The sequence below is a fragment of the Bradyrhizobium sp. genome (assembly GCF_049586575.1).
In the GTDB taxonomy this organism is placed as follows: domain Bacteria; phylum Pseudomonadota; class Alphaproteobacteria; order Rhizobiales; family Xanthobacteraceae; genus Bradyrhizobium.
This window is the reverse complement of sequence record NZ_JBAVCF010000010.1, coordinates 1-15,079: the sequence shown is the minus strand read 5'-3', so window position 1 is coordinate 15,079 and position 15,079 is coordinate 1. Positions and strand designations below refer to the sequence as shown.

Annotated in this window: 15 protein-coding genes and 1 pseudogene; 10 read left to right on the top strand and 6 right to left on the bottom strand. The window is 58.6% G+C overall.

The genetic code is table 11. The features are described from left to right. The first annotated feature begins 11 nt into the window (after nt 1-11). The 8 genes from WB528_RS00475 to WB528_RS00440 all read left to right on the top strand — a co-directional run bounded on the left by WB528_RS00475 (nt 12) and on the right by WB528_RS00440 (nt 6,536). Complete coding sequence (locus WB528_RS00475) at nt 12-818, top strand: slipin family protein (protein ID WP_423886471.1); 807 nt, start codon at nt 12-14, stop codon at nt 816-818. 390 nt (nt 819-1,208) lie between these two features. After that, nucleotides 1,209-1,685: a hypothetical protein gene (locus WB528_RS00470; RefSeq protein WP_423886470.1), complete on the top strand. Its 477-nt coding sequence runs from the start codon at nt 1,209-1,211 to the stop codon at nt 1,683-1,685. 47 nt (nt 1,686-1,732) lie between these two features. Continuing rightward, nucleotides 1,733-2,077: a hypothetical protein gene (locus tag WB528_RS00465; RefSeq protein ID WP_423886469.1), complete on the top strand. Its 345-nt coding sequence runs from the start codon at nt 1,733-1,735 to the stop codon at nt 2,075-2,077. 307 nt (nt 2,078-2,384) lie between these two features. Beyond that, nucleotides 2,385-2,888: a hypothetical protein gene (locus tag WB528_RS00460; RefSeq protein WP_423886468.1), complete on the top strand. Its 504-nt coding sequence runs from the start codon at nt 2,385-2,387 to the stop codon at nt 2,886-2,888. Continuing rightward, the gene (locus tag WB528_RS00455) at nt 2,885-3,616 is read left to right on the top strand and encodes a cbb3-type cytochrome c oxidase subunit I (protein WP_423886467.1); all 732 of its coding nucleotides are present in this window, start codon (nt 2,885-2,887) and stop codon (nt 3,614-3,616) included. The genes WB528_RS00460 and WB528_RS00455 overlap by 4 nt, the downstream gene beginning before the upstream one ends. A gap of 194 nt (nt 3,617-3,810) precedes the next feature. Further along, nucleotides 3,811-3,945 (top strand): hypothetical protein, encoded by a 135-nt coding sequence (locus WB528_RS00450; protein WP_423886466.1) that lies wholly within the window; start codon nt 3,811-3,813, stop codon nt 3,943-3,945. Nucleotides 3,946-4,754: 809 nt separating this feature from the next. Then, nucleotides 4,755-5,297, top strand: coding sequence for a hypothetical protein (locus WB528_RS00445; protein WP_423886465.1), 543 nt, complete (start codon nt 4,755-4,757; stop codon nt 5,295-5,297). Nucleotides 5,298-5,984: 687 nt separating this feature from the next. Continuing rightward, on the top strand, nt 5,985-6,536 hold the full coding sequence (locus tag WB528_RS00440) for a general stress protein (protein ID WP_423886464.1): 552 nt from the start codon (nt 5,985-5,987) through the stop codon (nt 6,534-6,536). A gap of 613 nt (nt 6,537-7,149) precedes the next feature. On the opposite strand, the gene WB528_RS00435 is transcribed toward WB528_RS00440, so the two are convergent. From WB528_RS00435 to WB528_RS00415, 5 genes and pseudogenes are all read right to left on the bottom strand, one after another. Further along, the gene (locus WB528_RS00435; protein WP_423886463.1) at nt 7,150-8,340 is read right to left on the bottom strand and encodes an MFS transporter; all 1,191 of its coding nucleotides are present in this window, start codon (nt 8,338-8,340) and stop codon (nt 7,150-7,152) included. Between the two features lie 7 nt (nt 8,341-8,347). Then, nucleotides 8,348-9,495, bottom strand: a pseudogene (chrA, locus tag WB528_RS00430) (chromate efflux transporter). A 155-nt stretch (nt 9,496-9,650) separates the two neighbouring features. Further along, a complete protein-coding gene (locus tag WB528_RS00425) occupies nt 9,651-10,220 on the bottom strand; it encodes a hypothetical protein (protein WP_423886462.1) in 570 nt (189 codons plus the stop codon). Nucleotides 10,221-10,298: 78 nt separating this feature from the next. Beyond that, nucleotides 10,299-10,706 (bottom strand): hypothetical protein, encoded by a 408-nt coding sequence (locus tag WB528_RS00420; protein ID WP_423886461.1) that lies wholly within the window; start codon nt 10,704-10,706, stop codon nt 10,299-10,301. Between the two features lie 15 nt (nt 10,707-10,721). Next, nucleotides 10,722-12,674 carry an LVIVD repeat-containing protein gene (locus WB528_RS00415; RefSeq protein ID WP_423886460.1) on the bottom strand — a complete coding sequence of 651 codons (1,953 nt, stop codon included), beginning with the start codon at nt 12,672-12,674 and terminating at the stop codon, nt 10,722-10,724. Nucleotides 12,675-14,043: 1,369 nt separating this feature from the next. Here WB528_RS00415 and WB528_RS00410 point away from each other — a divergent pair. After that, nucleotides 14,044-14,244, top strand: coding sequence for a hypothetical protein (locus tag WB528_RS00410; RefSeq protein ID WP_423886459.1), 201 nt, complete (start codon nt 14,044-14,046; stop codon nt 14,242-14,244). 9 nt (nt 14,245-14,253) lie between these two features. After that, nucleotides 14,254-14,742, top strand: a complete 489-nt coding sequence (locus tag WB528_RS00405; RefSeq protein ID WP_423886458.1) for a CDP-archaeol synthase — start codon at nt 14,254-14,256, stop codon at nt 14,740-14,742. 7 nt (nt 14,743-14,749) lie between these two features. Here WB528_RS00405 and WB528_RS00400 read toward each other — a convergent pair. Continuing rightward, the coding region (locus tag WB528_RS00400) for a metallophosphoesterase (protein ID WP_423886457.1) at nt 14,750-15,079 on the bottom strand (330 nt) is incomplete at its 5' end.

Genomic DNA, 15,079 nt, shown 5'->3' with positions numbered 1-15,079 from the left:
CTTCTCTTTATGTGATTCCAGTCGTCGTAATTGCGGCGCTCGTTCTGATCGGGGCGAGTGTGCGGATTTTGCGCGAATATGAGCGAGCAGTGGTGTTTACCTTAGGACGTTTCCAAAAGGTCAAAGGCCCAGGCCTCGTGCTGTTGATTCCATTCTTCCAGGAAATGGTACGCGTGGATTTACGCATCCAGGTCATCGAGATTCCGACGCAAGACGTGATTTCCCGCGACAACGTCTCAATGAAAGTCGATGCGGTGCTCTACTTCAACGTCGTCAATCCCGAACGAGCCATCATTCAAGTTCAATCCTATCTACCGGCCACGAACATGCTCGCGCAGACGACGCTGCGCGCCGTGCTGGGTCAGCATGAACTCGATGAGATGCTTTCGGAACGAAAGAAACTCAGCACCGACGTCCAGAGCATCCTGGACACCCAGACCGAAACCTGGGGGATCAAGGTGAGCAACGTCGAGATCAGAACCGTCGAGCTCACGGAAAACATGGTGCGTGCCATTGCAAAACAGGCCGAGGCGGAACGCGACCGCCGCGCAAAGATCATCCACGCGGAAGCCGAGTTCCAGGCGTCGCAAACCCTGGTCAACGCAGCGCAGATCCTCGGCAGCATTCCGGCCGCCATGCAGCTGCGCTATCTGCAAACGCTGGCAGAGATCGGCGCCGAACAGAATTCCACGGTCGTCTTTCCAATGCCGATCGACATCGTCAAACCGTTTCTCGAACTCCTTGAGAAAACCGGCGCGACGCGGGGCGCCAACGGCGCCGCGCTTGTGCCGCCCAATGAACTCCCATTGAACGCGTGAGGAACGAAAGCACCCCGGGAAGCGACCGGCGTCCCGAACGTCCGTGGTCGCGGCGCTGGCCACTGTCTAGAGGCCTTTGATTTTCGCGTCTTTGGACGAGCTAGGGGCGCGCTGACGTCACGATCTCTGCGCCGTCGGCGGGGGACGAGAAATCGCTCTAGCGAGGCACGAGCGTGGGGGTGTAAGGTTGTAACTAAATTTATCTGATCAAAGTTTAATGAGCACGTCGGAATAATCGGAGAGATTTGATCCAGCGCAGACTCAGTGCCGGGTCGGGGCGATAAGCTAGCCTAACCCAACCAAGACGGGAGGGAGGGTCGGATTCGTGGTTTGGGACCTCGATGGAGGTTTGGCCGGTATGTCCGGCCGCTCGCGACTGTTGGATCGATCATGAATGACGTCATAACTGCTCGAGCGCTGCATGTCCTGGCCGTAGTCATCTGGATCGGCGGCGTGTCGATGGCGACGACGGTAGTGCTTCCGGCTTTGCGTCGCGGGGATTTAGGGCCAAATTGGCTGCAGGCGTTTCAAGCAATAGAGCGCCGCTTCGTCTGGCAGGCGCGAACTGCGATCCTCGTTGTCGGCCTCACCGGTTTCTACATGACGTGGCGGCTCGACCTCTGGGATCGATTCCTGACGACCACGTTCTGGTGGATGCACGCCATGCTCTGTCTGTGGCTGCTGTTCGTCTTCGTCCTGTTCATCGTCGAGCCGTTCATTCTGCACCGGCGCTTTCATCGTTGGGCCATCGACCGGCCGGGCGTCGCCTTCGCCTGGCTTCAGCGCTCGCACTGGTTGCTGCTGACGTTGAGCGTAATCACCATCCTGGGGGCTGTAGCGGGAAGCCAGGGATGGTCTGTCTTTTGATAGCCAGCGGAGATGGTTGTCAGGCGACCCTATAAGGACAAAACAGATTGAGAGGAGCCGGTCATGCCCGGTGTGCAGGAGCTAAAACAATCACTCTGGACGCGGCGCGCATCGACCCGCCTGTCGAAGATCCCGTTAGCAACGTCCTCAAATGGGTATTGCTGGTGGTCGCCGTCGCCACGTTCGGTTTGCTCGCCTGGGCGACGGTGATGACTTATCGCGCGGCGCCGCCACAACCGGAGCAGTTCGTCTCGGCGAACGGAACCGTGCTGATGACGGACCAAGACATCGTGGCCGGCAAGGGCGGCTTCCAGAAGGCTGACCTGATGGATTATGGCAGCCTTTACGGCATGGGCTCTTATACGGCGAGGACTACACAGCGTCGACCCTGATGCGCCTCGGCACCGCGACACAGAACAATATTGCTATCGGCACCTTCGGTAAGGCGTTTGTGGCGCTCCAGCCAGACCAGCAGGCAGCCGTTACCGCGACCATGCGCGGCGCGCTCCAAGGCGTGGATCTGACGAAGCACGATGTCGTGCTTCCCGGTCCCTTGGCGGATGCCGTGGTCACGGTGCGTGACGAGCTTGCCAAGGCGCTACATATGGCGAATCCTGCCGCGGGATGGACGCTCGCCTTTAGCCTCACACCGCAACTCGTCAGACGGCGGATTTTCTGGTCTTCTCCGCCCTTACCACCGTGGCGCGGCGTCCAGGGGTCAGTTGGCCCTACGAGCCGCTGGTCGACAACACACCTACCAGCAACACCTTCCGTTGGACGTGGATGAGCTTCTGCTTCACCTTCTTCTCTTTCGGTGTGGTCCTGTTCATTTACGAGTTCTTCCTGAGCCATCCCGACGATGCGCCAATGGACCCCGTGCTGGCGACGTTTCGGCCGTTGACGCGGAGCCAGAGACGAATTGGCAAATATTTCCTCGTCGTCGCGACTCTCCTGCTGGTGCAGATCGGCGCGGGCATCATCATGGCCCATTCCTACTATGATCGGACCAGCTTCTACGGCATCTCGATCAACGATTTCTTGCCGTTCAACTTCCTGCGCGATGTTCATATCCAGGCGCCGATCATCTGGATCGCGCTTTCCTGGATCGGTGCTGCGCTGTTCCTTGCTCCTGCCATCGCATGTCGGTGGGTCTCGTCTCACGCAAACTCGCCGAGCGCGCGACCTATTTCGAGATCATATTGATCTTCCTTGGCGGCGTGATCGGCACTGGACATCACCTTTACTGGGCGGGCGGCCCGAGCATGTGGGTGCCGATGGGCAGCATGTTTTCCTTCATCGAGGTTCTGCCCCTGGTGCTGCTGATCATCGAAGCGATTAACCACTACCGCCTGATCAAGGCGCACCGGGAGTTCAAATACCACCTCGCCTACACGTACGTCATCAGTGTCGCATTTTGGAATTTCGTTGGCGCCGGCGTGTTTGGTGGCGGCACGCTCAATGCGCCCCTCGTCAACTACTATGAGCACGGCACCTTCTTGACCCTCAACCACGCGCATACGGCGCTGTTCGGCGCCTTCGGCGAGTTGGCGATAGGGCTGATCTATTTTTGCCTACGCTATGTCGCGGCCGATAGGTACCGTTTCGGCGAGAAGCTGGGACTTGCCGCCTTCTGGCTTTACAATGGCGGCCTGGTCTTGTGGATTCTCCTCAACTTCTTCCCCATCGGCTGGGCGCAGCTCGACGCCGTTTATGAACATGGGTTTGCGTACGCGCGCAGCAGCGCCTTCTACAGCACGACCTTGTTCTGGCAGTGGATGCGTCTGCCTGGCGATGTCTTGTTCGCGACAGGCGCGCTGCTGATGGCGTGGGACTTCATCGTCAAGCTGCGGCCGCTGTTTCCCGAGGCCGTGGACCGGCTCATCTTCCGAGCGACGCGACCCTTGCAGTCGGTGTCTGAAGCGGCGGAATGATGCTGCGAAGCAACTCCAAGATCGGTGCCAGGCGATCCCCGCTTCGCCGGATGCAGACGACAGGGGCACGGGTGTCGGCGGATTGGCTGTGCCCAGGCGGCCTACGATAGTAGCCTGCGGCGCTGATTTCGGTCCCGCTGTTATTCGGCGTGCAGGAAGCCGAGACCGCGGATCCCCACATAGTGGATTCGATCATGCGCGTCGCTGCCGATTTGAAGGGCATCGCGCACGCGAATGGGATATTTGCAGTCCATTTCGCGTCGCAGCAGATTTTAGTTGCGCTCAGCCAAGAGTTTGCGGATGAACTGAGGACACCATCGATGGTGTAACCTCCAAGAATTGAGCGGGCAATGATGCGTCCAACTTTCGCGAGGGCAGCGCGTGATTGGCACCCCTTGACCAAGGATAATTGCGTGCATGTCTTTGCAGTAACTCAAACATACCAGCGACGCGATGGAAGCGGATCGGAAGCCATGCGTAACGACTCATATTTCACGGAGGCACTGATTCGTTTCAAAACGAGCGACGCTACCGAGTGTTCGCCGAATTTGAGCGTGTCGCCGGCCGCTTTCCATGCGCCAGATGGCGGTCGTCGCAGGGTTCCCGCGAAGTCATGCGGTGATGCATCGACGATTACCTCCGCATGGGTCAGCAACCCAAGGTGATCGGCACGATGGTCGAGACCGCGATCCGCATAGGAAGTGCACCCGCAACATTTGCTGGCACCACTCACCTCCTGGTCTAACTTGAGCGTGACCTCGCCGACCTGCACGACAGGGACGGTGTGCCGGTATTACCTACAAATCGGCGTAGTTCCTGACCCATCGCATTCAGCCTCTTCCGGCGCGATCGATGGTCGTCCATCCCGCGCCTGCAGCGGCGCAATACCCTCGCTCAGCGTTCTCAGAACTCAGTAATTTCCGAGTCTACCGGTCGAAGAGTGCCGCGCTTATCGTACAATAGACGGGCACGTAGGGATTTTGAGCAGTGCCCATCCGACAGAGATCGACATGATGCTGTGTTAAGAGGGCCGGCCTTTTGAACGCGAGAGCTGTTAGTTTTTCGCGACGGCGTCATTTCGCACACTGCTTGCCTCATCAGGGAAGTCATCGCGGAATCCATGGCGAAGGACCGAATCATGAAAACGTTCATATTGGCGTTATCGGCCTCGGAAGTCGTGCATTTGCTACGAGATGAAACGAAGACCGCCAAGGGTCAACCAGAACTCAATACGACTTGTGAAAAAGATTACATAATCGAGGAGGATTTCGATCACCGCGTCTACGGCATTCGCGACGAAGAACAGTTCGATTTGGTCACCTCGGTGACGACTTTGACGGTAGAGCCGCGCCGTGAAAGCGGTTACTGGATTCTTTCGGTGATCGTTGAGCGCGAGTTCGGACTGGTCTCAACGTCTGAAGAAAATGAAATGACATCTACGGAATTGACCCTTGATGAGTTTGAGCTTGAGCTTAGCGCCAAGGGGCAGAAAGGGATTACCGTCCGCGTTATTACTCAGGCTTCGGCGGTGAAGCGCGATTTTGATTATTGGCTCGCCGACATGCGTGTCCGCCATCCATGGAAAATCGAAGTGGCCCGACCGGACGCGACACTGCGGCGGGAGCGCAACCGATCGATTGCGACCAGCTATCCAGCCCATCCAAAACGGCATACCGACTGAGAAAGGCGGTCAGTATCTTTCCGGACCAGACACTCTTGACAGTGGATGAGCTCGAGATCGCGGGGGTTTGACAGAACGACTATTTCAGTCCTCGCAACCGAGGTGAAAGGGAGAGAGCGCCTCGATCAGATCTATCGGATCGTTGAGGGAGCTAGGAGAACGGCCGGAACGCTCGTCCATAGGGTTGCCCGCATGAAAAACAAGTGTTGGCGATGAGTGTTCTGTTTTATTTTGCTGGTTATCGCGGGGACATGGGCGATCGCCTCCGGCCGAAACATTCTCGCTCCGGGCGATAACAATGAGCTTTACCTCATTACCAGACGCAGCTCGGACGTTCGAATATCACCGAAATTTACCATGCTACGCAATCATGCTCGGCTACTCTCGCATCAGCAGGTGACTGAGAAAGTTCACGCTGGACGATCTGTAGTAGGGGAAATGACCGCCGATCCACGCTCATGCTCCTGTCCAGCTTGGTTCCTTATCGTTGTCTCCTTGTGGCCGCTCGACGTGTTCGGGAGCAGCCATGCTGCTAATCACCACGGAAGATATCATTTGCCAAAATGGCGACGATGCTAAGTATTTTCCGAGCCTACTTCGTCAGTCTGACGCCGGTTATGGTCGCGTCGTACTCGCTTAGGCCTACCCAAGCATGGTGACTACATATTCGTCCTGAAGGAGGATCAAATGGAAAGAAATGACTCTGTTATCGCCGTTTTCACCGAACACTCCACGGCTGAAACGGCCATCAAGAAGCTAATCGCCGCAGGCTTCGACATGAAGAACCTCAGTGTTGTCGGCAAGGGGTATCACACTGACGAAAAGGTCGTCGGATTCTACAACACCGGGGACCGGATCAAGTTTTGGGGCACGCGCGGTGCGTTCTGGGGGGGCTTTTGGGGCTTGTTCCTGGGTGGCTTATTCATGACCGTTCCCGTCGTCGGGCACGTTGTCGTGCTCGGATATCTCGCCACAATCTTGATTGCTGGCATCGAGAATGCGGTCGTGGTCGGGGGGCTGAGTGCGATCGGCGCGGCGCTCTATAGCATTGGTGTGCCGAAGGACAGCGTGATCCAATACGAAACCGCGTTGAAAACCGATAGCTTTCTGGTGATGGCACATGGCCCGGCGGCAGAAATCGCGCGCGCGAAGACGATACTCGGCACAGTCAATCCGACCCGCCTCGACGTGCATACGGGCGTCAAAACTGGAGAGCCCGCCGTCGTTGCAGTGGGTTGATCCGCTCTGTCACACAGACGTCAGATAAGTGAACGAGAAACAAGGGGAGATGTCGTCAGAATTCTTGTCGCCCCAATCGTGACCGGAACGCTTGTGCTCGCTGACACGCGGCCCAGCGCAGTCGAAACCCGCCTCCGTCTAGGGCGCCGTTACGTTTGGCTACTATGGTGGGGATAGGAAAGCTGTACGCTAAGACGCAGGGTGAGGTGCCAATCTAGCAACCAAGGCTGCGGGACTTCGACGTGAAGGTGCAAACCAGGGCAACATCGCACAAACGAGTTGCGACTGCGGGAGCAGTAGTGCGGAACGGCCGCGACAATGCTGTTGTCCGAGGCGATCTTGGTGACGAACTCCGCTGCTGGCCCAATAGCCATTCCGATATTTTGCAGCCTTGCGGGTCATTGAGACCGTTACAGCATTTCTCCTTGTCGGAATGGCAATGGCCAGTGAAGAGCAGCATGACAACGGCAAGAGCCTACCCGGCTGCAGGGAGTCGCCCGTCATTGCGTACTGGATTGTGCCGGCTGTCGTTGACGTTCCCATCATTGTTTGGGCTCTATTGCGCCATCCGCTCACGCGACCGATCAGGACTTCGAGGTAAGCGATGCATACTTCATCTTGATCGCTCCGGGTTTGCCGGGACGATGAGGATGAGTCCGACACAACCGATCAGCGCGAAAAGCGCGCCGTAATAGAACACGGCGACATGGCCGATCCGGTCCCAGAGCAGGCCGGCGACAACGCTGGCCACGAGTTCCAGCAGCCCGACGCTCGTGCTGTACCAGCCGACGGCGCTGGCGCGCAATTCGTCCGGTACGAAATCCGACGCGAACGCCTTGCCGACCGCGCGAAATATCCCCTGATACAGGCCGTAAAAAACGAAGAACCCCGCGATCATCAGGGTATTTTGCGTCAACGCGAAGCCGAGATAGGCGATCAGGAAAATCACGAACGAGGCGAGCAGGAGATTCCGCCGACCCCATCGATCGGACAGCGAGCCCGCCGGATAGGAGATCAACGCAGCGACGAGATTGAAGCCGGCGTAAATCAGGATTGTCTTTTCAAGCGAAGCTCCGACGTCCTGCGTGCGCAGAATCAAGAACGAATTGCTGGAGTTTCCGATCCCGAACAGGGCGGTCGCCAAGAGGTATCTCCAATACCCTTTGGGAAACCGGCCCAGGCTGATGTCTATTTTCGATTTTGCGGAGAAAGGCACACGCCGTTCCTTGACAAGCAGGACCATCAAGAACGCGAGCAGGCCGGGGATGACCGCCAGGTAAAAGATCGTGCGGATATCGACATGAACGGCATAGAGTAGCAACGCGGCCAAGAGCGGCCCGAGAAAAGCGCCGGCATTGTCGCCGACGCCCTCGAGGCCAAAGGCCCGGCCTCGGTTTTCTTCGTCAACAGAGGACGCGATCAGGGCATCGCGCGGAGCGGAACGGGTGCCAGCGCCCACCCGATCGAGCAACCGTGCGCCGAACAACGCCGGCCAGACGGTCGCGAGCCCCATCAGCGGCTTGGCGCTCGCCGCCAGAAGATAGCCGAAGATGGCAACCGGTTTGCGTCTTTGCAGCTTGTCGGAAAGCGCGCCGGAAAATCCCTGCACGATGTTCTGCGCGGCCTGCGCGAAGCCGTCGACAAGTCCGACAATGCTGCCGCTTGCCTTCAAGGTCTGCGTGAGGAAGACCGGCAGGACGGGGTAGAGCATCTCGGTCGAGATGTCGGCGAACAGGCTCGCGGCAGCGAGAAGGAAGGTGTTCCGCGAAAGGCCGGCGAAGTAGCGCTGAACTGAACCGGCCATCGGCTCCTCACTCGATTAGCGCCAGCGTCATGCCGCCGAGCGCGCTGATAACCACGACAAGCAAAGGCGGCGCACGCCATGCCATCAGAAGAACGAAGCCGACCAGGGCGATGCCGAAGTCCTGAGGGCCTTTGACCGCACTGGTCCAGACGGGATTGTAGAGCGCAGCACCCAACAGCCCGACAACGGCGGCATTGACGCCACGCATCATCGCCTGCGCGTCGGCGCGCCTGCGGAAACTGTCCCAGAACGGAAGCGTTCCAAGCAGGATGAGGATGCCGGGAAGAAAGCTGCCGATCAGGCCGAGCGCCGCGCCGGCCAGGCCGTGTGGCGTCGGGCTGATGACAGTCCCTAGATAGGCGGCGAATGTGAACAGCGGCCCCGGCGCGGTCTGCGCCGCACCGTAGCCGGCCGTAGCCGGCGAGAAATGCATCGTCGCTGACCCAGCCCGGCGTCACGAACGCGTAGCGCAGCAGCGGCAGGACCACATGGCCGCCGCCGAACACCAGCGCGCCGGAGCGGTAAAAAGCGTCGAATAGAGCGACGGCGGACGAGCCCGTCAGGCTCCGCAAAATTGGCAATCCTGCGAGAAGAACAAAAAAAGCCGTCAGGCTCGCAAGGCCGGCCGTGCGCGACACCGGCATAGCGACGTGACCGGACGGGGTTTCCGGCGCATTACGGCAAAGCCACAAGCCGGCAATACCTCCGAGTGCGATCGCGCCGATCTGCGCAACCGATGCGCTGCTGAACAGGATGATCAGCGCGGCGACCAGGGCGATGGATGCGCTTTCCCGGTCGGGGCAGAGCGAGCGCGCCATGCCCCAAACGGCCTGAGCCACGATGACCACGGCGACCAGCTTCAGGCCGTGCAGCAATCCCGACCCGGCCGGGCCGCTCGGCGCAGCTGCATCGTAGGCGAACAACACGAGCACGATTGCCGAGGGCAAGGTGAAGCCGGTTCACGCAGCGAGCGCGCCACGATAGCCGGCGCGCATCAGACCGATGGAAAATCCGACCTGGCTGCTGGCAGAAACTGACACAGCCGACGAGATCGGCATAGGCGTGTTCATCAATCCATTTGCGCCGTACCACGAACTCTTCGCGGAAATATCCGATATGCGCGATCGGCCCGCCAGGCTCGCCTGACCCTAAAATGAAAAAAGAGGCCCCGGATCACCGGAGCCTCTCGTTTCCACCGAGCATATTCATTTTGCGCCACTAGCCGGCATTCAAGGATAAGCTTGCCGTTGGTTCGCTGCGCTACCGCGAGCAGACGTTGTGATTGCGCAGACGCAGAATTAATGGCCACCTCAATTCCGCTGCCGCTGCGTGCCTCTTTTGGGTAGAGGCTGCTCGTCAACGTAATCCGCGGTATTGACGACCGGAATGGTTCCGATCGAGTTAGGAACAACCGGCGGCATGCTCGGACCGCGCACCGCAGGCGCTTCTCCCGACGGATCAAGCGCCAAGGTCTGCTCGATGTCCTTCACCAGGGTCACTTCGCGTGCCTTGACCAGGCGTAGCACCCAGCCCTGATGTTCCTCACCGAGGCGCAGGCGAACAACTTTATTCGTTCCTTTCTCCAGAAAAATTCCGATCTGGACGTTGGTGCCGATTACCGTTCCAATCAACGAAACTGCAGGGTGCTCCGGCTCCGGCGGCTTGGCCGGTTGCCGTAACGCCGCCGGCGCAACATTGGTCGGCGGGGGTGCTGGCGAACGGCGGGATCGCAAAAAGATTGGCCGCTCGCGTGTGACCGACAATCGCGCAAGCGGCAGCTCCCACAACGGATTTGCCGCAAGCGCGGGAGGCTCCGCATTGGACCGCGCGCCGAGCAGCGCGACGCTTGCCAACAATAAGAAGAAGCGACCTGGTTTCATTCAATCATACATGCGACCGCTACGGCCACTCGCGACGACGAAAACGGACCGAATTCGAAGATAGCTGTCGAATATCCTTTAATGTTGGTGCTCTTTCTCGGCTGCGTATGCCAGCACGACGGGTTTGCCACCCTGCGAGATTCTGGCGACCACGCTCACCTTGCCGTCCTTGTTGAAGGCCACGTGAATGCGGGAAAATTTGCCGTTTGTTTCGTCGATCAAATACTCCCACGCCTCGCCATATTCCTCTGCGTCGCAATCGGCGTCGTTGCTGGTTCGCCACGGTTTGCCCAGCAAGCGCGCGACGTCCTCGCGGGTGGCACGGCCGACCTCGATCTTCAACGCCTGCCTGGTTTGATCGTCCTGTGCTGCCACCGGGCTCGTGCAGATCCAGGTGACCAGGCTGGCGACCTCCGTGTCTTGTGCGACGGAGAGCGACGCCAGCCCGAACACGCCGGCCAGGATCAATGGGATCCTTGCTTTCATTTGCAGTCTTTCCTGCTAGTGGCCGTGGCCATTGTCGTCGCCATGGCCATCGTCGTGGTCATGGTCGTCGCCGTTGCCCGCTGCTGCCGCCGGGCCGGTGAGCCTGATGATGTGCATCCCGGTGCCGGCGCGATCGGCAATGTAGATCAGGCCGCGATCATCCACCTCAACATTGTTGGTGTGGATGGCGTTGACGGTGTGGCCGTCGCGGCCCGTGTTGGGCATCGTGCAACCCGGACCGGCCGAAGGTCCTCCTTTCGGGCCGCAGCCCGTGTCGTTCGGCGCCGGGATGAAATAGGCGATCGCGCGCGGCTGGTCAGGATTGCGAATGTCGAACACACGCAATCCGCCGGTGAACCATGCGAGAATCGCTAACCTGCCATAGTAGGGTGGGTAGAACAGCTCCGTGGAGGAGTGGATGCCGAAACGGGCGCCCTGGTTGCAGAAGTTGTTCGGAGCTGTGCCCACCGGCGCATCCTGCGGGGTGACGGTGGCGCCGTAGATGCCCGCCTGCGCGCAGTTCGTGGTGCCGCAGTGGGTGTCCGCCACGCCATTTCCGGGAACGATGCCCACCCATTGGTAATTGAACCCGTTTGGCACATCCATCATCGTGCGCGCCGGATCATTGGGATCTTCGGCGATGTGTTTCGGATGCGCCTCGTCGGTGACGTCATAGAGCCAGGCCGCGTGTGGAGCACTGCCGGCCGCGCATTCGTTACCACCTTCTTCGGACGTGACCAGGATCAGGTTGCGGGGTCTGCCGTCTTCTTCGCCGAAAATGGGGAACGAGGTGTGTCCGCCCTGCAGGCTGGTGCCCGGCAAGGTGAACCATCCGAGCTGCGGGGCCAGCATCTCGCTTTGGGTCGGACTCTTGGCGCAGTTGGCTGACGCGCCGTGTGCCGTGCAGCCGTTCAGAACTTTGCTGCGATCGAGTATCTGCACCACGCCGTTGCTCCCGACGCCATAGGCACCGTAAAGGCGGTTGCCCGCAGAAATCGGTCCGTGAATGCCGGTCGGTGGCGTCACAAGCCCTTCGGGGGCTGTGCCCGTCGCCGTTGGCTGCTGGCCCACCAAGCCGAAGTCGCGAATATATTCGGGGTTTGCCGGATCGTGCAGGTTGTAGATCTTCATGTGCTGGGTGGAGCCGCTCTGCCGCCAGCCCGGCGCAGAGTCGGAACTACCGGCCGAAGCCGTGCCGTCATTGGCGACGAGGTAAGCAACGCCCGAATAGCATTCCCACCAATCCTTGTGAGTGTTCGTCGCGCCTGAATCGATTGTCTTCAGCAAGGTCGGACTGCGGGGATTGGTCACGTCCCAGATTTCGTGCGATTCCGTGCCCGGTTGGCCCGATGAGTTGCCGTTGGTTCGGAGCATGTAATAGTGGCCGCGCTTGCGCTCGGCTTCGGCTCGCGAGCTAGACGGCAAAGTATCGCCGCCGCAGACGTGAACTATCTGGTTGCCGGCAGCGTCGAGGGAGCCGGTGCAGGTCGCGCCGTCCGACGGCGAGTTCGGGATGTGCACGAGATAAACCGGGTGGCTGGGATCGGTCACATCGAGAAGCGATGTCCCGTTCACTTCGTTGGCGAGGTTCAGCCGGTTAATTGCGCAGCCCGCATGATGGGCCATGTAGGCAATGTAACGGTTGCCCTGATGCACGACGAGCGGCTGATAGGTCGAGCGTCCGTCCAGACTGTCGTAGCCGAGCAGCTGGGTGTTCCATTCGGATTGCGCTGTTCTCACGTCCTGACAAGTCGGCGACAGAACGGGACACATCAGATTCGGCGGCGGCGGTGTCACTTGCGGCCGCTTGCCATGATCGAAATGCGCCAGGGGAAGATCAGGACCGTACGGCGGGTAGTTCTGCGCAACGGCGTACGCCCCGAACAGGAACGCGCTAGCGCTAACCGAAATCGTTGGCAGAAGAGATACAAGCGTCTGACGGAATAACTTATTCTTCTTGGCAAACATGGTTGCCCCCTCCCCTTTTTCGAAGTGAATCGACACGTTCGCTGTCCACCCCTATGCGGTGCAGCTTTCCATGCTCGCGCTGATGTCGTGGGAAAGAATTAACCAGGCAAATTACCTCAGCCGCGCCTCAGCAGCTGACGCAATCCGCGTCAAACACAATACTCAGATAACGTCGACGTCTGCACGCCGCGGAGCGCCGACCAAAGTCAAACCCTCCCCAAATCGTTTCGTCCCGTAATTGCTTTTTATCTCGGCATCCGATGCCGCTAACGGAGAAAAGCTATCCACGGTTATTAAAATCTGTCAAGCAACGTTGTCTTTCTGCATAGCAGCCTTGAAATACGATCCGCGCCGGTCATTCTCACCGCCGTCGATGTGAACTCCTTCGCAAATCAGGTCTACGAAACTTGCGAAAATTGCCTAGATGGGATCGTCAGTCGAGAGTTCCGTCTTGATCTACCATCGTGCATTGCAGACGAAATTAGCCTCTGCGACCACAGCACGACCGCGCGCCATGTCCTCGGCGTAGTTTGTGGCTTCGATCATTGCCAGTACGGCGACGCGAGTTACTGCGAGGCCAAACAGATTTCGGGAATGCCGGCGTCATTCTTGATCACCTTCTTGCGTACGGTCGACGCAGCCATCTCTCGGAGTCGCAGGAGACAACGGTCCGGATTCTAAATCTGAGTTTTGTATTTCAGATCAATCGAGTGATGCTGAGCACGCATCACTCCCTCCCTGCAATTCTAGCGAGAATATTCCGAGGACGACGGCGTGTCTACTGTCCAACCCGGCCAGTGGTACAATTTCCTCGGCTCAGGCGGGTAAATAGGCGCGGAACGGCACTTGCGTAGCCCGAAATTGTCGTTGCGCTGTTCTTCGTTACTCGTGTCCTTGTCGCATCGCGTTTTCGTGGTAACAACCGCGCTTCATCATCAACAGGAGCGATTGACTTGAAGAAAGCTAAGGCTGCCAGGAAAACCAGCAAGCGACGCGAATGGACGAAAGCCGATCTAAGAGAACTCAAGGATCATTCAAAGGCGCGAACGCCGGTGGTCAAAATAGCAAAGCTAACCAAGCGCTCGGTCGGAGCCCTCCGCCAGAAAGCGTTGCACTTGGGGATAGGACTGGGCCATCGGCGATAACTGCTGGTGCGCCGCGCGGCATGACGAGAAGAGCACGCCGCGCGGCGGTGCGGGCCCCTAACGGCTTTGACTTCAAGGTCGGCAAATTGCCAGATGGTTCTGGATGGTGAAATTCGCTGCCACAAAGCCAGCGGCATTTAAAGCGGTCAAGAACTGCCCTTTGACCTGTGGCCGAGGCAAGTTAACAGCTACGTTGCAGATGATCGCCTGCCGGGTAGTGTCCTATGAGCCACGCCTCAAATTCTCAAACCCCACTAAGGACATCGTTCAAAATCAAGCTGAACGGCGAGCCCGTGATCATTGACACCGTTGGACGAGCCTACCGGTTCATAACCAGCCTAAGTCCCGTGGAATGGATGGAGTTTCGCTCTTTGCACGCTGAGGCGAAGGTCGCGCTGGAGGCTGCGGCAAAAAATGCGATGTAGACTATAGCGATGCAACTTTTGCACATCCTGCAATTATTGGTGTTAATGACGTTGGCGAACGGCACGCCGATCGTTGCGAAGAAGATTTTCGGCTCGCGTTTTTCGTTTCCACTGGATGCCGGAACTATAGTTTTTGATGGGCGGCCATTGCTTGGGCCATCGAAAACCATCCGCGGTATTTTGATTTCAGTCCTCCTCACGACAGCAAGTGCGCCGCTTGTCGGTCTGGATCTGACGATCGGTGCAATCGTAGCAGGCGCGGCTATGGCGGGCGACTTGTTCTCCAGTTTCGTGAAGCGCCGCTTAAACTTTCCGCCAAGCAGCCAGGCGCTCTGCCTCGATCAGGTGCCCGAATCGCTATTTCCGATGCTGGCATGCCGCGATGCACTTTCATTGACGATCGCAGACATAGCGCTTGGCGTCGGGATCTTTTTTGTTGGCGCGCTAATTCTGTCCCGTCTTCTATTCCGGGCCCACCTGCGCGACGAACCATATTAGCGCGACGTTAACCCGAATGAAGGCAATGCAGGGTGATTTCCGGCGGACAGTTGAAACGAACAGGAACGACGCTCGATCCAGCACCCACGGACGTGTAGCCAGTCATGTTGTGATACTTCCAAGCTCCCGCCCCCATCCGTCGAGGCAATACTGCGTCAAGTATGATCGGAATAGATCCTGGCAGACAGATCTGGCCACCATGCGTGTGTCCGCTCAGCAACAAACTGAAATTGGCATGAGCCGCATGGCGATAGATTTCCGGTGTGTGCGACAATAAGATGGAGAACTTGCCAGACGGTATCTGCGATGCAGCCTTTTCGATATTGTCGACCTTGAA